This is a genomic window from Baekduia sp. (genome assembly GCF_035318805.1).
GTDB lineage: Bacteria > Actinomycetota > Thermoleophilia > Solirubrobacterales > Solirubrobacteraceae > Baekduia.
The window spans coordinates 1-21,695 of sequence record NZ_DATHDY010000133.1 but is presented as its reverse complement, the minus strand read 5'-3'; the positions used below and the strand labels follow the sequence as shown (position 1 = coordinate 21,695).

At 72.2% G+C, this 21,695-nt stretch carries 26 protein-coding genes, 1 tRNA gene and 1 riboswitch; of the genes, 13 read left to right on the top strand and 14 right to left on the bottom strand.

The annotated features are described in order from the left end of the window. The first annotated feature begins 54 nt into the window (after positions 1–54). Positions 55–143: riboswitch (SAM riboswitch) on the top strand. Positions 144–206: 63 nt separating this feature from the next. Both thrC and VK501_RS26440 read left to right on the top strand, forming a co-directional pair. Continuing rightward, positions 207–1,481 carry a threonine synthase gene (gene thrC / locus VK501_RS26445; protein ID WP_324342935.1) on the top strand — a complete coding sequence of 425 codons (1,275 nt, stop codon included), beginning with the start codon at positions 207–209 and terminating at the stop codon, positions 1,479–1,481. Next, positions 1,481–1,756: a ubiquitin-like small modifier protein 1 gene (locus tag VK501_RS26440; protein ID WP_324342933.1), complete on the top strand. Its 276-nt coding sequence runs from the start codon at positions 1,481–1,483 to the stop codon at positions 1,754–1,756. Before thrC ends, VK501_RS26440 begins: the two co-directional genes overlap by 1 nt. A 372-nt stretch (positions 1,757–2,128) precedes the next feature. Here the strand turns inward: VK501_RS26440 and VK501_RS26435 are convergent, their stop codons facing one another. Both VK501_RS26435 and VK501_RS26430 read right to left on the bottom strand, forming a co-directional pair. Then, on the bottom strand, positions 2,129–3,376 hold the full coding sequence (locus tag VK501_RS26435; RefSeq protein ID WP_324342931.1) for an MFS transporter: 1,248 nt from the start codon (positions 3,374–3,376) through the stop codon (positions 2,129–2,131). Positions 3,377–3,509: 133 nt separating this feature from the next. After that, positions 3,510–4,688 carry a helix-turn-helix domain-containing protein gene (locus tag VK501_RS26430; protein ID WP_324342929.1) on the bottom strand — a complete coding sequence of 393 codons (1,179 nt, stop codon included), beginning with the start codon at positions 4,686–4,688 and terminating at the stop codon, positions 3,510–3,512. Positions 4,689–4,766: 78 nt separating this feature from the next. Between VK501_RS26430 and VK501_RS26425 the strand changes: the two genes are divergently transcribed. Genes VK501_RS26425 through VK501_RS26415 form a run of 3 tightly spaced genes read left to right on the top strand, consistent with a single transcriptional unit; the run spans position 4,767 to position 7,908 of the window. Continuing rightward, a complete protein-coding gene (locus VK501_RS26425) occupies positions 4,767–5,117 on the top strand; it encodes a response regulator (RefSeq protein WP_324342926.1) in 351 nt (116 codons plus the stop codon). Positions 5,118–5,125: 8 nt separating this feature from the next. Further along, positions 5,126–7,537 (top strand): DNA ligase D, encoded by a 2,412-nt coding sequence (gene ligD / locus VK501_RS26420; protein WP_324342924.1) that lies wholly within the window; start codon positions 5,126–5,128, stop codon positions 7,535–7,537. A 59-nt stretch (positions 7,538–7,596) separates the two neighbouring features. Further along, positions 7,597–7,908 carry a hypothetical protein gene (locus VK501_RS26415; protein WP_324342922.1) on the top strand — a complete coding sequence of 104 codons (312 nt, stop codon included), beginning with the start codon at positions 7,597–7,599 and terminating at the stop codon, positions 7,906–7,908. Between the two features lie 19 nt (positions 7,909–7,927). On the opposite strand, the gene VK501_RS26410 is transcribed toward VK501_RS26415, so the two are convergent. Together VK501_RS26410 and VK501_RS26405 are read right to left on the bottom strand one after the other, a co-directional pair. Continuing rightward, the gene (locus VK501_RS26410) at positions 7,928–8,440 is read right to left on the bottom strand and encodes a fasciclin domain-containing protein (RefSeq protein ID WP_324342920.1); all 513 of its coding nucleotides are present in this window, start codon (positions 8,438–8,440) and stop codon (positions 7,928–7,930) included. Between the two features lie 134 nt (positions 8,441–8,574). Then, positions 8,575–9,366, bottom strand: coding sequence for a metallophosphoesterase family protein (locus VK501_RS26405; RefSeq protein ID WP_324342918.1), 792 nt, complete (start codon positions 9,364–9,366; stop codon positions 8,575–8,577). A gap of 57 nt (positions 9,367–9,423) precedes the next feature. Between VK501_RS26405 and VK501_RS26400 the strand changes: the two genes are divergently transcribed. Beyond that, positions 9,424–10,140 (top strand): hypothetical protein, encoded by a 717-nt coding sequence (locus VK501_RS26400; protein WP_324342916.1) that lies wholly within the window; start codon positions 9,424–9,426, stop codon positions 10,138–10,140. A gap of 9 nt (positions 10,141–10,149) precedes the next feature. Here the strand turns inward: VK501_RS26400 and VK501_RS26395 are convergent, their stop codons facing one another. The 8 genes from VK501_RS26395 to mscL all read right to left on the bottom strand — a co-directional run bounded on the left by VK501_RS26395 (position 10,150) and on the right by mscL (position 14,416). Then, positions 10,150–10,368: a hypothetical protein gene (locus VK501_RS26395; RefSeq protein WP_324342914.1), complete on the bottom strand. Its 219-nt coding sequence runs from the start codon at positions 10,366–10,368 to the stop codon at positions 10,150–10,152. Positions 10,369–10,482: 114 nt separating this feature from the next. Beyond that, complete coding sequence (locus VK501_RS26390) at positions 10,483–11,409, bottom strand: redoxin family protein (protein WP_324342912.1); 927 nt, start codon at positions 11,407–11,409, stop codon at positions 10,483–10,485. Positions 11,410–11,707: 298 nt separating this feature from the next. Beyond that, entirely contained in the window at positions 11,708–12,184 is a 477-nt protein-coding gene (locus tag VK501_RS26385; protein WP_324342910.1) for a VOC family protein, read from the bottom strand. Between the two features lie 71 nt (positions 12,185–12,255). Beyond that, positions 12,256–12,519 (bottom strand): GAP family protein, encoded by a 264-nt coding sequence (locus VK501_RS26380; RefSeq protein ID WP_324342908.1) that lies wholly within the window; start codon positions 12,517–12,519, stop codon positions 12,256–12,258. A gap of 132 nt (positions 12,520–12,651) precedes the next feature. Then, positions 12,652–13,131 (bottom strand): hypothetical protein, encoded by a 480-nt coding sequence (locus VK501_RS26375; RefSeq protein WP_324342906.1) that lies wholly within the window; start codon positions 13,129–13,131, stop codon positions 12,652–12,654. Then, a complete protein-coding gene (locus tag VK501_RS26370) occupies positions 13,128–13,673 on the bottom strand; it encodes an ImmA/IrrE family metallo-endopeptidase (RefSeq protein WP_324342904.1) in 546 nt (181 codons plus the stop codon). Before VK501_RS26370 ends, VK501_RS26375 begins: the two co-directional genes overlap by 4 nt. A gap of 233 nt (positions 13,674–13,906) precedes the next feature. Further along, positions 13,907–13,979: transfer RNA gene (locus tag VK501_RS26365), tRNA-Arg, on the bottom strand. After that, the gene (gene mscL, locus VK501_RS26360) at positions 13,970–14,416 is read right to left on the bottom strand and encodes a large conductance mechanosensitive channel protein MscL (RefSeq protein ID WP_324342902.1); all 447 of its coding nucleotides are present in this window, start codon (positions 14,414–14,416) and stop codon (positions 13,970–13,972) included. Before mscL ends, VK501_RS26365 begins: the two co-directional genes overlap by 10 nt. Before the next feature lie 94 nt (positions 14,417–14,510). Between mscL and rnz the strand changes: the two genes are divergently transcribed. Next, positions 14,511–15,476 (top strand): ribonuclease Z, encoded by a 966-nt coding sequence (gene rnz, locus VK501_RS26355; RefSeq protein WP_324342900.1) that lies wholly within the window; start codon positions 14,511–14,513, stop codon positions 15,474–15,476. Positions 15,477–15,479: 3 nt separating this feature from the next. On the opposite strand, the gene VK501_RS29005 is transcribed toward rnz, so the two are convergent. Together VK501_RS29005 and VK501_RS26345 are read right to left on the bottom strand one after the other, a co-directional pair. After that, positions 15,480–15,974, bottom strand: coding sequence for an amidase family protein (locus VK501_RS29005; RefSeq protein WP_324342898.1), 495 nt, complete (start codon positions 15,972–15,974; stop codon positions 15,480–15,482). Between the two features lie 5 nt (positions 15,975–15,979). Beyond that, positions 15,980–16,816, bottom strand: coding sequence for a class I SAM-dependent methyltransferase (locus VK501_RS26345; RefSeq protein ID WP_324342896.1), 837 nt, complete (start codon positions 16,814–16,816; stop codon positions 15,980–15,982). Positions 16,817–16,936: 120 nt separating this feature from the next. Between VK501_RS26345 and pyrR the strand changes: the two genes are divergently transcribed. The 6 genes from pyrR to VK501_RS26315 form a co-directional block, all read left to right on the top strand. Continuing rightward, complete coding sequence (pyrR, locus tag VK501_RS26340; RefSeq protein WP_324342894.1) at positions 16,937–17,497, top strand: bifunctional pyr operon transcriptional regulator/uracil phosphoribosyltransferase PyrR; 561 nt, start codon at positions 16,937–16,939, stop codon at positions 17,495–17,497. 55 nt (positions 17,498–17,552) lie between these two features. Next, a complete protein-coding gene (locus tag VK501_RS26335; protein WP_324342892.1) occupies positions 17,553–18,485 on the top strand; it encodes an aspartate carbamoyltransferase catalytic subunit in 933 nt (310 codons plus the stop codon). Further along, a complete protein-coding gene (locus tag VK501_RS26330) occupies positions 18,485–19,825 on the top strand; it encodes a dihydroorotase (protein ID WP_324342890.1) in 1,341 nt (446 codons plus the stop codon). The genes VK501_RS26335 and VK501_RS26330 overlap by 1 nt, the downstream gene beginning before the upstream one ends. After that, positions 19,822–20,355 (top strand): isochorismatase family protein, encoded by a 534-nt coding sequence (locus VK501_RS26325; protein ID WP_324342888.1) that lies wholly within the window; start codon positions 19,822–19,824, stop codon positions 20,353–20,355. The genes VK501_RS26330 and VK501_RS26325 overlap by 4 nt, the downstream gene beginning before the upstream one ends. After that, on the top strand, positions 20,352–21,482 hold the full coding sequence (carA, locus tag VK501_RS26320; RefSeq protein ID WP_324342886.1) for a glutamine-hydrolyzing carbamoyl-phosphate synthase small subunit: 1,131 nt from the start codon (positions 20,352–20,354) through the stop codon (positions 21,480–21,482). Before VK501_RS26325 ends, carA begins: the two co-directional genes overlap by 4 nt. A 1-nt stretch (position 21,483) precedes the next feature. Next, positions 21,484–21,695: hypothetical protein (locus VK501_RS26315; protein WP_324342884.1), on the top strand; the 212-nt coding region annotated here is incomplete at its 3' end.

Genomic DNA, 21,695 nt, shown 5'->3' with positions numbered 1-21,695 from the left:
ATACGCCGGGTTGCAGGCTCAAGGTCGCTTGCTATCGTTCCGACCACATAGCTGTACACGTCCAGAGGGGTGGAGGGACTGGCCCGATGAAACCCCGGCAACCCCCGCGCAAGCGGGAAGGTGCCAATTCCTGGAGACGTGTGGCGTGAGAGCCCCTTCTTCGTCACACGAGGCATCCCCGGCGAAGAACGAGGAGTTTCACCAACATGGCTGTCACACATCTGGCCTGCCGCGAGTGCGCAAGCGAGTACGAGCTCACCGCGCAGTACGTCTGCACCCGCTGCTTCGGTCCGCTCGAGGTCAAGTACGACCACTCCACCCTGGAGACCGACGTCGCGTCGCTGCGCCGTCGCATCCAGTCGGGCCCGCAGAACATCTGGCGCTACGTCGACTTCCTGCCGCTGGTCGATGGCCAGCCCGGTCCGAGCGCGCGCAACCTGTCCCGCGTCGGCCTGCCGGCCGGCTGCACGCCGCTCGTGCGCGCCGACCGGCTCGCGGAGCGCCTCGGCCTCAAGGACGTGTGGGTCAAGAACGACGCGCACAACCCGACGCACTCCTTCAAGGACCGCGTGGTCTCCGTCGCCGCCGCCCGCGCCCGCGAGCTCGGCTTCGACACGCTGGCCTGCGCCTCGACCGGCAACCTCGCCAACGCCGTCGCCGCCGCGGCGGCCGCGCTCGGGATGCCGTCCTACGTGTTCATCCCCGCCGACCTCGAGGAGCAGAAGATCCTCGCGACCGGCGTCTATGGCACGAACCTCGTAAAGGTCAACGGCAACTACGACGAGGTCAACCGCCTCTGCACCGAGGTCAGCGGCGAGCAGGAGAGCTGGGCGTTCGTGAACGTCAACATGCGGCCCTACTACGCCGAGGGCTCCAAGACCCTGTCCTACGAGATCGCCGAGCAGCTCGGGTTCCGCACGCCAGACCGGATCGTCTCGCCGATCGCCTCGGGATCGTTGTACACCAAGATCGCCAAGGGCTTCGACGAGTGGCGTGAGCTCGGCCTCATCGAGGGCGACACCCCGACGATGAACGGCGCCCAGGCGCTCGGCTGCTCGCCGGTCGCGACCGCGTTCGCCGAGGGCACCGACGTGTGCCGCCCGGTCAAGCCCGACACGATCGCCAAGTCGCTGGCCATCGGCAACCCGGCCGACGGCCCGTACGCCGTCGAGCTGGCCAACCGCACCGGCGGCTCGATCGACAGCGTCACCGACGACGAGATCAAGGCCGGCATCCGCCTGCTGGCCGAGACGACCGGCATCTTCACCGAGACCGCCGGCGGCGTGACGACCGCGACGCTGGCCAAGCTCGCCGCGCGCGGCGACATCGATCCCGACGAGACCGTCGTGCTGGTGATCACCGGCGAGGGCCTGAAGACCCTCGACGCGGTCCGCGGCACGTTCGAGTCGCACACGATCGAGCCGAAGTTCTCCGCGTTCGAGGACCAGGTAATTCGGCCCACCCACCCCGCTCGCGCCTGATGCCGGTGACGATCAAGCTCCCGACGCAGCTGCGCGCCGCGGCCGGCGGCCAGTCGACGGTCCCCGTCGAGGGCGAGACCGTCGGCGCGGTCCTCGAGGCGCTGTACGCCGAGCACCCCGAGCTGCGCGACAGCCTCTCCGACGGCGACGGCGGCCTGCGCCGCTTCGTCAACGTGTACGTCGACGGCGAGGACGTCCGCTTCGGCGACGGCCTCCAGACGCCCGTCAAGGACGGCGGCGAGGTCCAGATCCTGCCGGCGGTGGCGGGAGGCTGAGGGTCGGTCCGGGCGCGGGCGCTGGGTGGCGCTCCGCGCGGCCGCCGTCGTACTCCGTGCGTGGCTCGGGGGCGATGACGAGTGCGTGCCCGGGGGCGCCGCCGCGTCGCGTCCTCCGCGGGCGCGATGGATGGCGACCTGGGGGTCGTTCTGCGACCCTTACTCGCCAGCGGTCTCCGTCCGCGGCGGGTGAACGGCACCTGGACGTTGAGATGCAACGTCCAGGTGCCGCTCGCGCGCCCGGACACCATGGGCGCCTCGCGGAGGACAGGCCAGCGCCCGGGCACTGCTCACGCACTCGTCAGTGATCGCAGACCGCGCGCCGCAGCACGACGGACGCCCGCACGGAGCGCCAGCCAGCGCCGGCGCCGCCTACGCCGCGGCCCGCTCCGCTCCCGCCGCGAACCCGCCACGCCGCTGGCGCACCACCGACACGCCCGTCGCCCACGCCGCAAGCGCCATCACGGCGATCCCGTACACGTTGGTCGTGTGCAGCAGGCCCTGGTGGGCGACGGCGACGCCGGCGGCGATCGCCGGGAGGCTGAAGCCGAGGTAGGCCAGGACGTAGACCGCGGCGATGAGGCCGGCGCGCTCGGCGGCGGGCGCGAGCTGGATGACGGTCTTGAAGGCCCCGGCGAAGCTGGGCCCGAAGCCGGCGCCGGCGACGACGCTGCCGGCGAAGAACAGGGCCGTCGAGCCCTGGTTGAGCCCGATCAGCGTGAGCCCGACGCCGACGGCCAGCAGCGTCGCGCCGGCGATCATCGTGTGCTCGGGACGGTGGCCGCGCACCGCCAGGGATGCGAAGGCGCCGGTCGCCGTCAGCGCGACGATGACCAGCCCACCGGTGACGTGGCTGGAGCTGTGCAGCAGCGACGCGGCCAGCGACGGGCCGAGCGAGAGGTACAGCCCGCCCAGCGCCCAGGTCGCCAGCAGCACCGGCGCGACGGCGACGAACGTCCCGCGCGCCGCCTGCGGGACGCCGATCCGCGGGCGCAGCATGCTCGCCCAGCCGCCGCGGGCGGCGACGGTCTCGGGCATCGCCAGGACCCCGGCGACCGCGACGACGAAGACGGCGACCAGCAACCAGTAGATGAGCCGCATCGGGTCCGGCGCGTACTGCACGAGCAGCCCGGAGCCGAGCGCGCCGGCGGCCAGGCCGAGCGGTGGGGCGGTGCTGCTCAGCAGCGAGCCCAGCGTCGGGCGGTGGCCCGGCTGCAGGTCGATCAGCGCGGCGCTGATCGCCCCGGTGGCGACGCCGGTCGCCAGGCCCTGGACGATCCGCGCGGCGAACAGCAGCGTGACGTCGTGGGCGAGGGCGAAGAGCACCATGCCGGCCGCCTGCGTGAGCAGCGCGGCGACCAGCACGGGGCGGCGACCGACGCGGTCAGACAGCGAGCCGGCGAGCACGAGCGCGGTCATCAGCGCGAGGACGTAGACGGCGAAGACGCTGGTGAGCGTCAGCGCCGAGAAGTGCCACGCCGACTGATAGACGACGTACAGCGGCGACGGCGCGCTCGACGCGAAGAACAGGAACGCGAGCGTGACGGTGAGCATCCAGAACGCGGCGGTCGGCGGCAGCCGCCGGGCGAGGAGGAAGGGAGCGCGGGGGAGAGCGGTCATGAGAGGGAGGACGTCGGTGGCGGCGAGGGCGTGAGGCGCATCGTTCGATGACTGACGAACCACCACCGTAGCAGTAGTTCGACAGTTGTCGAACCGTGCGGCGCCCGGCGGACCCGGTGGGCGGCGCGCAGATCTAGGACGCCGGCGGCGGCGCGGGCGACTGCACGCGCAACGCCAGTGACAACTCGAAGCGCTCGTCGGGATCGTCGAGGGCGTCGCCGAGGAGCTCGCGGAGCGCCTTGAGGCGGTACCGGATCGTCTGGACGTGCAGGCCGAGGCGGTCGGCCATCGCCTGCGGGCGGCCGGGATCGGCCAGCCACGCGGCCAGCGTGGCGACCATCCGTTCGCGCGCGGCGTCGTCGAGCGCCGACAGCGGCGCGAGCCGGCGGCCCGCGACCTCGCGGGCCAGGTCGGGCGCCGCGCCGAGCAGCAGCGCGATCTCGTGGTCGTCGCAGCGCACGACGTCGCCCGCGGCGCCCACCGCGCCGGCGCCGACGTGGTCCAGCAGCGCGATGGCCCGCGCGGCGCTGCGGGCGGAGTCGGCCGGCGCGACGGCCGGGCCGATGGCCAGCGGCGCCTCGAGCCCCAGCGCGGTGGCGGCGCGGCCCAGCCACTGCTCGGCCTCCTCGCCGTCGGCGACGACGAGCGCCTCGCGCCCGTCGGACACCGTGGCCGCCAGCACGCGCGCCGGCCCCGGCCCGGCGCCGGTCGGCAGCGGGTCGGCGGGCAGCGCGCCCACCGCCACCCGCACGCGCGCCGGCAGCGTCCAGCCGGCGGCGCGTGCCGCCAAAGCCAGCGCCTCGGGCGCCGCCGGCCGGTCGCTGAGCAGCAGCGACACCAGCCGCTCGCGCAGCGCGCGCGAGCGCCGGCGCGCCTCGGCCTCCCCGGCGGTGAACCCCTCCGCCGCGGCGACCGACAGCTCGTCGACGAGCTCCAGCACCGCGCTGCCGAACGCGAACGTCTCGTGCGCCGGAAGCTGCGTCGAGGGCGGCAGCAGCGCTGTCGAGCGCTCCCACATCGCCAGCCCGCCCAGCCGGTAGAACGAGAGCAGCTCGGTCAGCGTGCGCCCCGCGGCCTGCTGCGCGCGCCCGTGGGCGACGAAGAGGTCGACCTCGGCCGCGGTGCGCTCGCCGGCCAGCCGTGCGAGGAAGCAGTCGACCGCGGCGCGCGCGCCCAGGCGCAGGTTGCGCAGCGTCGCCGCGTCGGGCGCCCCGTGCGGGCCTTCGCCGGCGCGGACGCGCTCGAGCACGGCGTCGGCCAGCTCGTCGACGTGCTCCTGCAGGAGCACGCGGAGGTCGACGGGGCTCGCCATTGGAGGAAAGCTACAACGGAGAAGATCCGGACCTTCCGTGCAGGAGAACCGTGGGCGGCGGAGTAGTGTCCGGCTCGCATGGTCCGCGTGCTGCATTGCGACGACTCCTCCGCCTTCCGGGCGCTGCTGCGCGCGGAGCTGGAGGGCGACGAAGACATCGAGATCGTCGGCGAGGCGCCAGACGTCGACGGCGCGATCGCCGTCGCCGGCCAGACGCACCCCGACGTCGTCCTGCTCGATCTCCTGGACGTCGACCGCGACGTGGTCGGCGAGCTGCGCGGCGCGGCCCCGGGCGTGCAGGTCGTGGTCCTCAGCGGCCACCCGCGCGAGTACGGCGAGGGCCGGCGCGCGGGCGCCGCGGCGTACGTCGAGAAGGACGCGCCGATCGACGAGCTGCGCGCGACGGTGCTGCGGGTCGCCGGCGAGTAGGGCCCCCGATGGCCAAGCGCGCGCCACTGGAGGACTACAACGCCAAGCGCGACTTCGGCGACACGCCGGAGCCCGCGGGCGCGCCCGACGCCGGCGGCGCGGCCAGCGGCAACCGCTTCGTCATCCAGGAGCACAGCGCGACGCGCCTGCACTGGGACCTGCGCCTGGAGCACGACGGCGCGCTCGCCTCGTGGGCGATTCCCAACGGCCTGCCGTGGGCCTCCAAGGACAACCGCAAGGCCGTCCACACCGAGGACCACCCGCTCGAGTACCTCGAGTTCCACGGTGAGATCCCCAAGGGCAACTATGGCGCCGGGACGATGACCATCTGGGACCAGGGCACCTACGACGTGCTCAAGTGGGAGCCCGAGAAGGTCGAGGTCGAGCTCCATGGCGAGCGTGTCCAGGGACGCTACGCGCTCTTCCACACCGGGCCGGATCCCAAGGACTGGATGATCCACCGGATGGATCCGCCGGCCGAGGCGGGCGGGTGGATCCTCGGCCACGAGCCGATGCCCCAGCAGCTCGTGCCGATGCTCGCGCGCGCCGGCACGCTGCCGGCCATCGACGACGGGTGGGCCTACGAGATCAAGTGGGACGGCGTGCGCGCGGTGTGCTTCAGCGAGCCGGGCAGGATGCGCCTCGTCACGCGCAACGGCAACGACGTCACGCCGCGCTATCCCGAGTTGTCGCGCCTCAACCGCGCGCTGAGCATGCACCGCGCGATCCTCGACGGCGAGGTCGTCGCGTTCGACGCCGCGGGCCGGCCGTCGTTCGGCGCGCTCCAGGGCCGCATGCATCTCACGCGCGAAGGGCAGGTCAAGCGCTTGGCCAAGGAGGCGCCGGTCACCTACGTCGCGTTCGACCTGGTGTGGTTGGACGGGCGCTCGCTCATGGACCGGCCCTACGCGGAGCGGCGCGCGCTGCTGCGGGAAGTGCTCGCCGACGGTGAGCGGTGGCAGGTCCCCGACCACGTCGTCGGCGGCGGCGCCGAGCTGCTCGCGGCGACGCGCGAGCAGGGGCTGGAGGGCATCGTCGCCAAGCGCCTGGACTCGCCCTACGAGCCCGGACGGCGCACCGGGCACTGGATCAAGATCAAGAACACCAACCGCCAGGAGCTGGTCATCGGTGGCTGGCTGCCGGGGGAGGGGCGCCGGCGCGAGCGCGTCGGCGCGCTGCTCGTCGGCGTGCACGAGACCGAGGACGGCGTCGCCGGCCGGCTGCGCTTCGCCGGCCGCGTCGGCACCGGCTTCACCGACGACGAGCTCGAGCGCCTCGCGTTGCTGCTGGCGCCGCTGGAGCGCAAGACCTCGCCGTTCGACGTCGTGCCGCCCGGCGTGAAGATCCCGCGCGAGGCCGTGTGGGTGCAGCCGCGCCTGGTGTGCGAGGTCGAGTTCGTGGAATGGACGCGCGACGGCGTGCTGCGCGCGCCGTCCTACAAGGGGCTGCGCGACGACAAGCCCGCGGGCGTGGTGGTCCGCGAGGAGCGGGTGGGCGGGTCCGCATCCGTGGTCCGCGCCGAGGTCGGCGGCCGCGAGCTGCGGCTCACCAACCTCGACAAGCCGCTGTGGCCCTCGGGCCACACCAAGGGCGACCTGATCCGCTACCTGGTCGAGATCGCGCCGGCGCTGCTGCCGCACCTCGACCATCGGCCGCTGACGCTCAAGCGCTATCCCAACGGCTCGACCGAGAAGTACTTCTACGAGAAGCAGGCGCCCAAGCACCGGCCCGAATGGGTCCAGACGGCGCCGGTCACGCTGGAGAAGGGCAAGGTCATCAACTACGTGCTGGCCCAGGACGTCGCGACGCTCGCGTGGCTGGGCAACCTCGCCGACCTCGAGCTGCACACCCCGATGCACCGCGTGCGCGAGGACGGCCGCGGCCTGACGGGGCCGACGATGATCGCGTTCGACCTCGACCCGGGGCCGCCCGCGGGCCTGCTGGAGTGCCTGCGCGTGGCGACCGTGCTGGAGGGCATGTTCACGCACTTGGGCCTGCGCTCGTTCCCGAAGGTCTCGGGCTCCAAGGGCCTGCAGGTCTACGTCCCCCTCAACACGCCCACCACCACCACCTACGAGCAGACCAAGGGCTTCGCCAAGGCGGTCGCCGAGCTGCTGGAGGCCGAGGCGCCCGACCTCGTCGTGTCGCGCCAGACCAAGGCCCGTCGCACCGGCAAGGTACTGGTCGACTGGAGCCAGAACGACGTCAACAAGACGACGGTCTGCGTGTACTCGCCGCGGGCCAAGGAGCGGCCGACGGTGTCGATGCCGCTGACCTGGGACGAGGTCCGCGAGGCGCTGGAGGACGAGGATCCCGACCGCCTCATGGTCGACATGGACGGCGTGCTGGCGCGCGTCGTCGACCAGGGCGACCTGTTCGCCGAGGTGCTCACGCTGGTCCAGGAGCTGCCGTTCGGCTGAGGTCGCGGACGGGGCGGAGGAAACACTCGTGGTGCCGGCCAACGTGCGAACATGCGTTCGTGTCAGACGCCGGATCCGCCTACAGCCGCTTTCAGCGGGCCCTCACGACGGGCAACCTCACGATCATCCGGGCGGCCGCGGCCGAACTGCCGGCGATCCGGCTCGACGACGCGCTGCACGTGTGCGTCCTGCTGCGCGATCGCGAGCCCGAGCGCTACGAGCGCGCCGCGGTGCGGTGGATCGGGCGCTATTGCGTGGAACGGGCCCAGGCGACGCTCGACGACGTCGAGCACGCCCGGGCCGCGTTCTCGATCATGCGGCGCGACCCGGAGCGCGCGCTGGAGATCCTTCAGACGCTGTGCCGCGCCTGAAGGCGCGAGCAGCCGTCGGTCAGCTCGGCGGCATCAGCACCTTGTTGATGACGTGGATGATCCCGTTGGACGCCTGGACGTCGGTGCGGGTCACGCGCGTCGATCCGTTGAGGTACACCTTCCCGCCCCTGACGCGGATCTTCACCGGCGCGCCGTTGAGCGTCTTCGCGGAGGTGAGCCTGACCACGCTGCTGGCCGGAACGCGGCCGTCGAGCACGTGGTAGAGCAGGACCGACTTCAGCATGGCCTTGTCCTTGCCCAGCGCGGTGAGCGTCTTCTTGGGGACCTTGGCGAACGCGGCGTCGGTGGGCGCGAAGACCGTGTAGCTGCCCTGGCTCAACGTGGAGGCCAGGCCGGCGGACTTCACGAGCTTCAGCAGGGTCTTGAACTGCCCGGCCGACTGCGCGACCTCGGGGATCGTCGCCGACTGCGCAGCCGTGGCCGGCGCCGGCGGGGCGGCCGGCGACGACGTGGCGACGGGCACGGCGAGCGCGGTGGCGGCGACGCCGGCGACGAGGAGCTTGCGCTGCATGGTGGTTCTCCTGGCAACTCGGGGGTGGGTTGCAGAGAGATACGGACGCCGTGCGCGCGGCGATCGAGCGGCCGCGCGCCCGATGGTCAATGCAGCCGCGCCGTCGCGGGCGCGAAGGCCGCGGGCGGCATCCGTCAGTGCAGCGGCGCCGTCGCGCGCTCCAGCCCGCTGAGCTCGAAGATCCAGAAGTCCTTGCCGAGCACGGGGACCGAGACGTTGTAGACCGGCACATCGCCGATGTGGCCCTCGAACGCGCCGACGTGCGCGTGGCCGTGGAGCACCATGTCGGGCTCGTGCTGGGCGATCGGCGCGGCGAGCCGGTCGTTGCCGAGCATCGTCCAGATCGTCTCGGGCTCGCCGCGCAGCGTCTGGGTCGAGGGCGAGTAGTGCAACAACACGATCCGCACCGGGCAGTGGGCGACGGCCTTCAGGCCCTCGTCGAGCGCCTCGACGTCGCGGGTCGTCTCGGCGTAGATCCGGCGCAGCAGCGGCTCGCCGAAGTCCGGCAGGTGCGAGCCGGGGAAGCCGCCGACGAACCCCTTGAGACCGACGATGCCGATCTCGGTCGGCCCGATGCAGACGGTTGCCGTGTCGCGCTCGAGCATCGTGATCCCGGCGTCCACGAGGATCGGCCGCATCTCCTCGATCTGGTCGGCGTGCCAGTCGTGGTTGCCCCAGACGCCGAAGATGGGGACGTCGAGGTCGCGGCAGGCGTCGGCGAGCACCCGCGCCTGCTCGGGCTGGCCGTGCGTCGTCAGGTCGCCGGCGAGCAGCAGGAGGTCGATCTGCCCGTCGAGCCCGGCGAACGCCGCGCGGGCCTCCGCTGCCCGCGAGGGCTGGCAGTGCATGTCGCCGGCGGCGGCGATGCGCAGCGGCGGCGCGGCCGGGCGGCCACCGGCATGGCCGTTGGGGCTGGTCAGGCTCACAGCGCTCGTCTACCCGATGTGCGATGCCCGGAACGCCCGCGCGGGTAGATGAGCGACATGGGGGAAGCCCGCTCCACGTTCGAGGAGATCGAGAGCAGCCTGAAGACCGCCGCCGCCGCCCTGCGCGACGCGGGGCTGCCGTTCGCGCTGGCCGGCAGCGTGGCGTGCTGGGCGCGCGGCGCGCCGCAGAGCCGCAACGACCTCGACTTCCTCGTGCGGCCCGGCGACGCCGAGCGCGCGCTCGAAGCGCTGGTCGAGCGCGGGATGCGGCCCGAGCGGCCGCCGGAGGGCTGGCTGCTGAAGGCCTGGGACCGCGCCGAGGACGGCAGCGAGACGCTCGTCGACCTCATCTTCGGCCCGCGCGGGATCCCGGACGTCGGCGCGGTGCTCGAGCGGGCGCAGATCGTCGCGGTCGCGGCGCTCGACCTTCCCGTCGTCCATCTCGACGACGTCATGGTCATGAAGCTGCACGCCTTCGACGAGCACGCGTGCGACTACCGCGGGATCCTCGCGATCGCTCGCGCGGTGCGCGAGCAGGTCGACTGGGAGGACGTCCGTACCCGCACGGCGGAGTCGCCGTTCGCGCGGGCGTTCTTCACGATGGCGGAGGGGTTGGGGATCGTCGGCGACGGTCCGCCGCCGCACCGGCCGACGCAGGCGGCGGCGCGCATCCGCGTCGAGGGGCATCCGGGGCCGGGGCCGAGCGACCGCTGGCAGGCACCGGGGCGCGCGACGGCGGACGCGGGCTCGGTGCACGAGCACGGCGACGGCTGAGACCGCGCGTCAGTCGCGCAGAGTGGTGCTCATCGCCTGCGCGCTAGCCGCCGCGGCGGTGCGGGCGGCGGCGCGGGAGGCCGCGGCGGCCTCCCCGAGGATGCGCCGCTCCTCCGGCTGCGCCTGCGGGATCAGCAGCGCGGTGGCCTCACCGAGCTTCAGGTGCGCCTGGGAGAGGCGCTCGAGCTCCTGGGCGAGGCGGGTGAGGGGATCGTCGGCGGCGGACATCTTGATCGAGTGTGTCACCCGATCCGCCGCTGCTCAAGCGCCTTGGACCTCAACGCGGGCGGGGCGGCGGCGTCCACGTCCACCGGTGTGCAGCGCGCCCGGCAGGATTCGAACCTAGCCGAAGGTGAGGACGTAGGCGCGCACTCCCGGGTCGAGGAACGTGACCTCGAAGGTGCGCTGAGCGTCGACCGCTCGCTGGCGGACGAGCTGGTACATCCGCGGCTCCGCGACGGCGCCCTCGCCCGACTCGTCGACGTCCAGGCCGTGGCCGTCGCCGGGCGGCCGACCGTCGAGCTTCACGGCGAAGCGGACCGGCGCACCGGAGCCCGGCGGCGCGAGGACGAGGTTGAGGTCGCGCGCCTGGAAGCGGTACGTGATCGAACCACCGGCCGCTTCGAGCACGGCGGCCTCCTCGCCCAGCGACCAGTTGCCGGCGAGCGCCCACTGGTTGAGCGCGAGCTCGTCGGCGCTCCGGTCGCTGCGGCGTTCACCGCGGGCGTAGCCCAGGTAGGTCTCCGGTGACCTCAGCGTGTCCCGGTCGGCGGCCTCGGCGAGCCCGCCGGTGTCGACCCGGACGGTCTCCTCGTCGACGCTCAGCAGCCGCTGGATCGCTCGCTCGGTCTCCTCGTAGGCGCCCTCGCCGAAGTGGTGGAAGCGGACTCGCCCGTCGCGATCGACGAGGTAGACGGCCGGCCAGTAGTTGTTCTCGAACGACCGCCAGATCGCGAAGTCGTTGTCGATGACGACCGGGTGGTCGACGCCCAGCTCGCGCGCAGCGCGTTGCACGTTGTCGAGGTCGTGCTCGAACCCGAACTCGGGCGCGTGCGCGCCGACGACGACGAGCCCGTGGTCGCCGTACCGCTCATGCCACGCCGTGACGTACGGGAGGGTGCGCAACCAGTTGACGCACGAGTACGTCCAGAAGTCGACGAGGACGACGCGCCCGCGCAGCGCGTCCGCCGTCAGCGGCGCGGAGTTGAGCCAGACGGACGCGCGGTCGAGCGCCGAGAGCGGGCTGTGGACGGGCTGCGTGGAGGACATCGCTATCCAGCGTCGCCGCCCGCGTGCGTCCACGCGCCGGAACCCCGGGCACCACGGGAAGAGCTGGCGTCGGTGGTGCTCATGGCGAGCTCAAGCGGGTGATACGGCGACGTGCTTGACGTCCGCCATGTACTGCCCGGCGGCCGCGGCGGCATCCTCGGGGGTGCTCCCGCGCTCGCGAGCGTCCATGTACGCCGCATACCAGTCCCACCAGTCGTGCGATGGGGCGACCGCCTCAACGAGCCGTGATGCTCGGCCGTCTCGTGCAGGAGCTGGGCTCGGGAAGCGACGTCCATCGTCAGTCGTCCCATTCCCGGCCCGGAAGCCGCGTCGTGATCTCCTGGAGCAGCCACCCGTTGCCATCTGGATCGCTGAACGAGAGATAGGAGAGGTAGGAGCGACGCTGCGGGTCCGGGCCCGGAACGAGGCGCGCCCCGTCGCGGTGGAAGACCTCGCTGACGTCGACGCCGCGGCTGATGAGGTCCTCACGCGCCGCGTCGATGTCGGAGACGGCCAGCTCCATGCGCTGAGCGGACCCAGGCTCGGAGGTCGTAATGCCCTTCCCGAAGGCGATCGAGCACGGCGAGCGAGGGGGCGTCAGCTGGACCGCCCGGACGTCGTCGCCGAAGTCGAAGTCGGCGTCCAGCCGCCATCCGAGGCTGTGGTAGAAGCGTTTTGCCCGATCGACATCGGAGACGGGCAACGTCACGACCTCGAGCTTCATGTCGATGGTCCCCACCTCCGGGACTTCGGTCGAAGTATCGGTGCTGCTCATGTTGACCTCTGTCGGTCGATTGGCACGGCGCCGGGCTGCTCGAGCGTCTCGCGCGGCTGCGTGAAGGAGCATCACCCGATACGGGTGATGCGCGAGCCTGAGCCAGCTGACCCAGTCGGCGGGCGCGCTGTCCTGGCTGGCGTCCGCCCGCTTGCGGCGAGCAGCACGATCGTGCCGACGGCGGCCAGCCCCAGCACCCAGCCCGCGATGAACGCCGGCCCGTTGGCCCGCGCCCGTGGCGTCCCGAGCATCAGGACTACGCCGATGATCGGCACCGGGCTCAGCGAGACACCCACGCCGAATGAGAGGACCTGCCCGACCGCATCGCTGGCCACGACGCGATCTTCTGCGGTTCGACGAGCCGCGGCATCACCTCGTACGGATGAGACACCGCGAACGTGCAGCGGCTGTGACCTACCGCGTCGGCCGGTGTGGGCGCCAGCAAGACGCTGCCGCCCGTTGCGGCCCTACGAGGGCCGGCCGTGCTTCAGGCGCTCGATCGTCCGCTTGATCGTGTCGTCGGTCGACCGCAGCGAGTACGCGACCCAGCCCGTCCGTGCGGTCCACGCGCCGGTGATGAACGTGGCGAGCACGTCCATGCCCTTCACGGCCTCCGCGCTGAAGCCAAGAACGGCGTTGAAGTCGGCGGTGACGAGGCTCAGCAGCAGGCCCAGAAACAGACCGGCCGGACCCATCCAGTCTCGCGCCTTGCGCAACTCGACAACGGCGTCGCGCAGGACGAGTTCCACCCGGTCCTCGGTGACCTCGATCGCCGTCTGATCGATGTTGGTGTAGCGGTTCGTGATCGGCGCCGCCTCGGCCATCCGGACGAGTGCACCAGGGTCGGCCTGCTCGGCGTCGGCGGCGGCGCGCGCCTCGTCCTCGGAGACGGCGCGCTCGGGACCAGCCGTGAGCGGCAGTCCCTCGTCATCGGCCTCCGCCGTCAACGCCGGATGCCGAGGTTCTCGAGGCGGTACTTCATGGCGCCGACGGACACGTTGAACTCGACCGCCAGGGCGGCGTCCGTCATGCTCGGCGCGAGCATCCGCACGTTCTCCTGCGGCATCAACAACTCCGCCGCGAACTGGTTCGCGTAGATCTCCGCCGGGTTGGTGCCGTGAGAGGCCGAGTGTCCACGCCGGTCGATGTAACCGTAGCTGTCGTCCGAACGGCTCGTCGCTCGCAGGATGAAGTGGCCGAGTTCGTGCGCGCACGAGAAGCGCTGGCGGACGAGGCTGTCGGTCGCATTGACGTAGATGACAGGATCCTGCGCGGGCTCCTTTACCAGCATCCCGGAGACTTCGCGCTCAAGCCTGGCGCCGAGCACCTGAGTCCCAAGGCGCTCCGCGATGCGGAACGGGTCGACGGGGATCACGAAGCCGCGGCCGTCGTCGGCGCGGTGCCAGGCCGAGGAGCGCAGAAGGCCGTTCGCCTGTTCTTCGGCGGGCCGCATCGTGATCTCGTCACCCCCTGTCATCACTGCTGTCATCGCATCACGAGTGTATCTCAAGTAGCAGTCGTGACTTGGGGTAGAACTTGCCTGCACACACGGCATCTTGCGATGCCCGCACCCACGGTTCCCCGGCATGCCGGTCTTCACGCTCAACGATGTCCATTCCGCACCGCACTCTGCTGTCCTGAAACGGGACGTCGACGGCGCCGAATGGGCACCATTGGCCACCAGCCACGAAAACGGCCTCCCGGAGGAGGCCGAAAGTCCAGCGCGCCCGGCAGGATTCGAACCTGCGACCTCTCGCTCCGGAGGCGAGCGCTCTATCCACTGAGCTACGGGCGCTGGGGTGCCATGGAGCCTACCGCGGGTTCGGCGGCCACGCCGATCTCCTCGGTGCAGAACGCGCACGGGCGCGCGGCCCGCGGGATCTGGCTCAGGCACGCGGGGCACTCGCGGGTGTGCTCCTGCACCGGTGGCTCGGTGCGCATCCGGTCCAGCAGCGCGTTGACCGGCTTGACCACGAAGAAGAACAGGACCGCGGCGACGATCACGAAGCTGACCATCGCGTTGAGGAAGTCGCCGTAGGCGAAGCGGCTGCCGTTGATCGTGAAGTCGAGCGCGCCGAAGTCGGGCTGGCCGCCGATGGCGGCGATGAGCGGCGTGACGAGGTCCTTGACCAGCGCGGCGACGACCGCGGTGAACGCCGTGCCGACGACGACCGCGATCGCGAGATCGATCAGGCCGCCCCGGAGCAGGAACTGGCGGAAGTCCTTGAGCATGGGCCGGACCCTAGTGGGCCACGCGGGAACGCTTCACCGGGCGAACGCTCCCGCGCGACCCACCAGCGACGCCGATACGCTGCAAGCGCCCCTGATGGACCTCTCGATCTTCTTCGCCGGCACCGCGGGATCCGTGCCCACCGCCCGCCGCGGCCTGCCCGCGACGCTGGTCCGCCTCGGCTCCGACAAGGTGCTGATCGACTGCGGCGAGGGCACGCAGCGCCAGCTCGTGCGCTCCGTCGGCCTGCCGGAGATCACCGAGGTCTTCCTGACCCATCTGCATCTGGATCACTGGCTCGGGCTGCCCGGCATGCTGAAGTCCTTCGAGCTGCGCGATCGCACGACGCCGATGACGGTGTACGGGCCGCCGGGCACGCAGGAGCTGATGGAGGTCATGCGCCGCACCGTGTTCGGCCGTCTCAAGTACCGGCTTGCCGTCGTGGACCTGGAACCCGATGCCATCGTCGAGTTCGACGGCTACGAGATCCAAGCCATGCGCGTGCGCCACCGAGGCGAGTCGTACGGGTACGCCCTGATCGAGGACGACCGTCCCGGCCGGTTCGACGCCGAGTCGGCGAAGCGTCTCGGCGTGCCGTTCGGGCCGGACTTCGGTCGCCTCCAGCGGGGCGAGACCGTCAACGGCGTGACGCCGGAGCAGGTCGTGGGGGAGCCTCGTCGTGGACGCAGGATCGTCTTCTCCGGGGACACCCGGCCCTGCGACATGGTCCGGGTCACCGCCGACGGCGCCGACGTCCTCGTCCACGAGGCGACGTTCACCTCCGAGGAGCGCGAGCGCGCGATGGAGACCGGCCACTCGACCGCCGCGCAGGCCGCCGAGCTCGCGCTCGAGGCCGGCGTCGAGCTGCTCGCGCTCACGCACCTCTCCACGCGCTACATGGGTCGCGAGATCCGCGACGAGGCCCGCGCGATCTTCCCCAACACCGAGGTCCCGCGCGACTTCGACCTCATCGACGTGCCCTTCCCCGAGAAGGGCCCGCCCGAGCTGCACCGCTGGGACCCGAGCCGCCCGATGTCCGTCGCGCCCGCTCCCGGCGCCTGACGCCTACGGCGCGAACGGCGTGAAGCCCGGCGCCGTCAGCGGCCACGGGCGCTCGCGTTCGATCGCCGCGGTCAGGCCGAGGGCGAGGCCGTCGCGGCGCCGCGGCGCCACGAGCTGCATCCCGAACGGCACGCCGTGGAGAAGTCCATCCAGCGCGGGATCACGTTGCGCCCGATCGCGCCGTTGGTCGGCTTGTAGCCCACTAGCCCGCTCAGCGACGCGGGCCCGCGCAACCGACCCGCCGCCGTCGCTCGTGGTCGCCAGCGGCACCATGCCCGCGGCCAGCGCCGCGGCCGACCCGCCGCTCGAGCCGCCCGGCGAGCGCTCGGCGTTCCAGGGGCTGAGCGTGGTCCCGAAGACCTTGTTGGTGGTGAACGCCGTGTGGCCGAACGCGGGCACGTTGGTGCGCCCGACCACGATCGCGCCCGCCGCGCGCAGCCGCGCCACGGCGGTGTCGTCGACGCCGTCGGCGAACCACGGGCACCCTAGACGGGACACCGCGCTCAGGCTCGGCGGCCCACCACCAGCAGGTACTGAAACGCCCACCGGGCGTGGCCACCCGGCTCGCCGAGGTTCGTGCGCTCGGCGTGCGCGAGGAAGTCGGCCTCCAGCGCCGCGCGCCGCTCCGGGTCGTCGGCGGTCCGCGCGTACGCGACGAGCGTCGGGCCGAAGTTCTCGCGGTAGTAGGACACCAGGTCGCTCGGCTCGGCGAAGCGCTCGACCGGCTGGACGCGCTCCTCGAGCCGCAGGTCGGTCACCCTGTCGCCGAGCAGCTCCCGCACGTGCTCGGGCGCGCCCCACGCGGACGGCGGGAGGCTCCCCGGAGCGGGCGGTGGCATGTACGGCGCCATCATCTGGAAGAACTGGCCGAGCGTGCCCTGCGGCGTCCAGTTGGTCATCGCGATCGTGCCGCCGGGGCGCAGGACGCGCAGCAGCTCGTCGGCGACGACCTGGTGGCGCGGGGCGAACATCGCGCCGAAGGACGACAGCACGACGTCGAACGACGCGCCGGCGAACGGCAGCGCCTCCGCGTCGGCCTCGACCCACTCCAGCTCGACGCCCGCGGCCGTCGCGGCCGCGCGCCCCGCCTCGAAGAGCTCCGGCGTCAGGTCCGAAGCGACGACCGACGCGCCGGTCAGCGCCGCGGGGATCGAGGCGGCGCCGGAGCCGGCGGCCACGTCGAGCACGCGCTGGCCGGCCTGCACGCCGGCGGCCGTGACGAGCGCCGGCCCGACGTCACCGATGGTCTCCGCGGCGATCCTCGGGAAGTCCCCCGAGGCCCACATGGCGCGATGCCGGGCCTTGAGCTTGCGGTCCTCGGATGCAGGCCTATCGGTCACCGGCCGACCCTACGCCAGTCGGCATGCGGCGGCGAGGTTCCGTCCGCGCTCCGCTGCTACGTTGAAGGCTGACCACCTCCTTTAACCCGGTCCCGTGAGGCCAGGAAGGCGGCAGCATCGATGGACCATGAGAAGGTCGTCCTCGACGAGGACGACATGCGTCGCACCCTCGTGCGCATCGCCCACGAGATCGTGGAGCGCAACGACGGAGCGGGTGGGGCCAACTCCCTCGCCATCGTGGGGATCCACCGCCGCGGCGCGATCCTCGCCCGCCGCATCCACGCCCTGCTCGGCGACCTGCTCGAGCGCGAGGTGCCGATCGGCGACCTCGACATCGCGTTCTACCGCGACGACGTCGGACGCCGGGCGGAGCAGCCGACCGTCCACGCCTCGCACGTCGCGTTCCCGCTGGACGGCCTGACCGTCGTCCTCGTCGACGACGTGCTCTTCACCGGGCGCACGGTGCGCAGCGCGATCGAGGCGCTGTTCGCCTACGGCCGCCCCGCCAAGGTGCAGCTCGCCGTGCTGGCCGATCGCGGCCACCGCGAGCTGCCGATCCGCCCCGACTACGTCGGGAAGAACCTGCCGACCTCGCGCGCCGAGCGCGTCAACGTCCACGTCGTGGAGCTCGACGGGGTCGACGAGGTCCGCATCGCCGCGCACTCGGAGGTCACCGCGTGAGACACCTCATCTCCGTCGAGGACCTGGACCGGGCCGCACTGTCGAGGCCATTGCCATGAAGCATCTGCTCTCCATCGAGGACCTCGATCGTGCCTCGATCGAGCGCATCTGCGATCGCGCGGCCTCGTTCGCCGAGGTCGCCGACCGCGAGATCAAGAAGGTCCCCGCGCTCCGCGGCCGGACCGTCCTGAACCTGTTCTACGAGGCCTCGACGCGCACCCGCTCGTCCTTCGAGCTGGCGGCCAAGCGGCTCAGCGCCGACGTCGTGAACTTCAGCGCCAGCGGCTCGAGCGTCGAGAAGGGCGAGTCGCTCAAGGACACCGTGTTGACCCTCGGCGCCCACAAGCCCGACGCCATCGTGATCCGCACGCCGTGGGCGGGCGCCGCCGAGCTCGTCTCGCGCTGGACGCCGGCGGCCATCATCAACGCCGGCGACGGCAAGCACGAGCACCCGACGCAGGCGCTGCTCGACGTCCACACGCTGCGCCAGCGCCTGGGCGGGGTGGACGGCCTGAACATCTGGATCGTCGGCGACGTGCTGCACAGCCGCGTCGCGCGCTCCAACATCCTCGCCTTCCAGAAGATGGGCGCGAAGGTCACGCTGGCCGGCCCGCCGACGCTCATCCCGCGCGGCATCGAGGCGCTCGGCTGCGAGGTCCGCTACACGCTCGACGGCCTGGCCGAGGCCGACGTCGTCTACGCGCTGCGGATGCAGAACGAGCGCATGGACGAGAGCTGGGTGCCGTCGATCCGCGAGTACGCCCACTGGTACCAGATCAACGGCCGCCGGCTGGGCCCCAGGCAGGTGCTGATGCACCCCGGCCCCGTGAACCGTGGCGTCGAGCTGAGCGCCGAGGTCGTCGATTCGCCCCAGGCCGTGATCACCGCGCAGGTCGCCGCCGGCGTCGTCGTCCGGATGGCCGTCCTCTTCGAGGTCCTGGCCACGTCGCCGACCGCCACGCACCCCCTTCAAGGAGTCCCCGCCTGATGGCCGCCCCACTGCTCGTCCACGCGCCGGCGACGCAGGCCGACCTGCTCATCCGCGAGGCGCACGTGCTCGACCCCCGCAGCGGGATCGACGGCCGCTACGACGTGCTCGTCCGCGGCGGCGAGATCGCCGAGATCGGCCCGGCCGGCACGCTGCTGGCTTCGGAGGTCACTGAGATCTTCGAGGCCGGCGGCCGCCACGTGTTCCCGGCGTTCGTCGACCCCCACGTGCACCTGCGCGTGCCGGGCCAGGAGCACAAGGAGGACCTCGAGACCGGGACGCGCGCCGCCGCGGCCGGCGGGTTCTGCGCCGTGCTGGCGATGCCGAACACCGACCCGGTGGTCGACTCCGCACCGCTGCTGCGCTCGCTGCGCGACACGGCGGCCACGGACGCGCGCGTCCCCGTCGGCTTCATGCCCGCCATCACGCGTGGCCTCAACGGCACGGAGCTGACCGAGATGGCCGAGCTGCGCGAGGAGGGCGCCGCGGGCTTCACCGACGACGGCCGCCCGGTCGTGAGCGCCGGCATGCTGCGCAAGGCCCTGCAGTACCAGCGGCTGTGCGGCGGCGTCATCGCGCTGCACGAGGAGGACCCGTCGCTGAGCGGCAAGGGCGCGATGCACGAGGGCGAGGTCAGCGCCCAGCTCGGCGTCACCGGGATCCCGTCGATCAGCGAGTCCACGATGGTCGCGCGCGACGCGATGATCGCGGGCTGGGAGAGCGGCCGGATCCACATCCAGCACCTGAGCGCGCACGAGTCGGTCCAGGCCGTCGCCGACGCCAAAGCGCGCGGCGTGCGGATCAGCTGCGAGGCCTCGCCGCACCACCTCTGCCTCACGCATGAGGCCGTCCGCACGCTCGACACGCGGATGAAGATGAACCCGCCGCTGCGCGAGGAGGCCGACCGCCAGGCGCTCATCGAGGGCCTGAAGTCCGGCGTGATCGACTGCATCGCCACCGACCACGCCCCGCACGCGCGTGACGAGAAGGAGGTCCCGTTCGAGCAGGCGCCGATGGGCACCACCGGGCTGGAGACCTCGTTCGCGGCCATCTACACCAACCTGGTCCTGAGCGGCGACCTGCCGCTGGCGCTCGTGGTCGCGCGCCTCAGCGACGGCGCCGCGCTGTTCGACCTGCCCACGCCGAGCATCGCCACCGGCGAGCCGGCCAACCTGACGCTCGTCGACCTCGATCGCGCGTGGACCGTCGGCGACGGCGGCTACGAATCGCGCTCGGCCAACTGCTGCTTCGACGGCCAGACGCTGCGCGGCAAGGTCCTGCTCACCGTCGCCGCCGGCACCGTTGCGTTCCGGGCCCGGCACTTCGAGGTCGTCTCGTGAGCGGCCGGCTGATCGCGCGCGACCGTGCCGCGCTGGTGGTCGTCGACGTCCAGGACGGCTTCCGGTCCTACGACACGTTCGCCGACGTCGCACGCCAGTGCGGCCGCCTGGTCAAGGGCGCCGGGATCCTCGGCGTTCCGGTCGTCGCGACCGAGCAGTACCCCAAGGGCCTGCAGCGCACGGCGCCCGAGGTCGGGCTGCCCGAGGACGCCGCGCGCGTCGAGAAGTCGGTCTTCAGCGCGGTGCGCGCCGAGGGCTTCGACCTCGCCGGCCGCGACCAGGTCCTGATCTGCGGCATCGAGGCCCACGTCTGCGTCGCGCAGACCGCGCTGGACCTCCTCGACCAGGGCGTCGCGGTCCAGGTCGTCACCGACGCGGTCGGCTCCCGGCACGCCAACGACCGCGAGGTCGGGCTGCACCGCCTCGACCGTGCCGGGGCGGTGCTGACCACCGTCGAGGCCGTGCTGCTCGAGCTGTGCGAGCGCGCGGGCACCCCCGAGTTCAAAGCCGTCCAGAAGGTGATCCTGTGAGCAAGTCATCGGCCTACGTCCTCCTGGAGGACGGCACGGTCTTCGAGGGTGATGCGTGTGGTGCCGCCGGCCACGCCGTCGGCGAGGTCGTCTTCACCACCGGCATGTCGGGTTACCAGGAGTCCTTCACCGACCCGTCCTTCGCCGGCCAGCTCATCACCTTCACCTACCCGCACGTCGGCAACTACGGCGTCTCGCAGGCGGCGATGGAGTCCGACGGCGTGTGGGCCCGCGCCGCGATCATGCGCGAGGCGGTCAACCGCGAGGACTCGCCCGGCGCCGAGCGCGGCTGGCTGGACTGGCTGACCGACTGCGGCATCCCGGCGATCAGCGGCGTCGACACCCGCGCGCTCGTCCGCCACATCCGCGACGCCGGCGCGATGCGCGGCGGCGTGTTCGGCGGCGAGGTCTCCGTCGCCGCGGCGCGCGACCTCGTCGCCGCCGAGCCGTCGATGGTCGGCCAGGACCTCGCGCGGCTCGTCACGCCCAAGCAGGCCCACACGGTGGGGCAGGCGAGCGGCGCGACCAGGATCCACGCCATCGACACCGGCATCAAGGGCTCGATCGTCCGCCACCTCGTCGCGCGCGGCGCGCAGGTGACGCTGCACCCGTGCACGGTCACCAGCGAGGAGCTGCTGGCCACCGACGCCGACGCGTTCTTCCTCGCCAACGGCCCCGGCGACCCCGCCGCGCTGCGCTACGTCGTCGACACGGTCCGCGACCTGATCGGCAAGCGCCCGGTCTGGGGGATCTGCCTCGGCCACCAGCTGCTCTGCCAGGCCGTCGGCCTGCAGACCTACAAGCTGCCCTTCGGCCACCGCGGCGGCAACCACCCCGTCAAGGACCTGCGGACGGGCAAGATCGAGATCACGTCGCAGAACCACGGCTTCGCGGTCATGGCGCCCGACGGGACCGGGCGCGTCGAGGCCGACGAGCCCGTGCGGTGGAGCACCGACTTCGGCGAGGCCGCCCTGACGCACGTCAACCTCTACGACCGCACGGTCGAGGGCCTCGAGCTGCTCGAGGTCGACAGCGCGACGGTCCAGTACCACCCCGAGGCCGGCCCGGGCCCCAACGACGCGCTCTACCAGTTCGACCGCTTCCTCGACGCCGTCCGGAGCGCCTGATTTGCCACGTCGCAACGACATCCACAAGATCCTCATCCTCGGCTCCGGCCCGATCGTCATCGGCCAGGCGGCCGAGTTCGACTACTCCGGCGTGCAGGCGTGCAAGGTCCTGCGCGAGGAGGGCTACGAGATCGTCCTGGTCAACTCGAACCCGGCGACGATCATGACCGACCCGGAGTTCGCCGACGCGACCTACGTCGAGCCGCTGCTGCC

Coding starts and splice junctions, on each gene's coding strand:
- thrC (WP_324342935.1), top strand. CDS start 207: ATGGCTGTCACACATCTGGCCTGCCGCGAGTGCGCAAGCGAGTACGAG.
- VK501_RS26440 (WP_324342933.1), top strand. CDS start 1,481: ATGCCGGTGACGATCAAGCTCCCGACGCAGCTGCGCGCCGCGGCCGGC.
- VK501_RS26435 (WP_324342931.1), bottom strand. CDS start 3,376: ATGACCGCTCTCCCCCGCGCTCCCTTCCTCCTCGCCCGGCGGCTGCCG.
- VK501_RS26430 (WP_324342929.1), bottom strand. CDS start 4,688: ATGGCGAGCCCCGTCGACCTCCGCGTGCTCCTGCAGGAGCACGTCGAC.
- VK501_RS26425 (WP_324342926.1), top strand. CDS start 4,767: ATGGTCCGCGTGCTGCATTGCGACGACTCCTCCGCCTTCCGGGCGCTG.
- ligD (WP_324342924.1), top strand. CDS start 5,126: ATGGCCAAGCGCGCGCCACTGGAGGACTACAACGCCAAGCGCGACTTC.
- VK501_RS26410 (WP_324342920.1), bottom strand. CDS start 8,440: ATGCAGCGCAAGCTCCTCGTCGCCGGCGTCGCCGCCACCGCGCTCGCC.
- VK501_RS26400 (WP_324342916.1), top strand. CDS start 9,424: ATGGGGGAAGCCCGCTCCACGTTCGAGGAGATCGAGAGCAGCCTGAAG.
- VK501_RS26395 (WP_324342914.1), bottom strand. CDS start 10,368: ATGTCCGCCGCCGACGATCCCCTCACCCGCCTCGCCCAGGAGCTCGAG.
- VK501_RS26390 (WP_324342912.1), bottom strand. CDS start 11,409: ATGTCCTCCACGCAGCCCGTCCACAGCCCGCTCTCGGCGCTCGACCGC.
- VK501_RS26385 (WP_324342910.1), bottom strand. CDS start 12,184: ATGAGCAGCACCGATACTTCGACCGAAGTCCCGGAGGTGGGGACCATC.
- VK501_RS26370 (WP_324342904.1), bottom strand. CDS start 13,673: ATGACAGCAGTGATGACAGGGGGTGACGAGATCACGATGCGGCCCGCC.
- mscL (WP_324342902.1), bottom strand. CDS start 14,416: ATGCTCAAGGACTTCCGCCAGTTCCTGCTCCGGGGCGGCCTGATCGAT.
- rnz (WP_324342900.1), top strand. CDS start 14,511: ATGGACCTCTCGATCTTCTTCGCCGGCACCGCGGGATCCGTGCCCACC.
- pyrR (WP_324342894.1), top strand. CDS start 16,937: ATGGACCATGAGAAGGTCGTCCTCGACGAGGACGACATGCGTCGCACC.
- VK501_RS26335 (WP_324342892.1), top strand. CDS start 17,553: ATGAAGCATCTGCTCTCCATCGAGGACCTCGATCGTGCCTCGATCGAG.
- VK501_RS26330 (WP_324342890.1), top strand. CDS start 18,485: ATGGCCGCCCCACTGCTCGTCCACGCGCCGGCGACGCAGGCCGACCTG.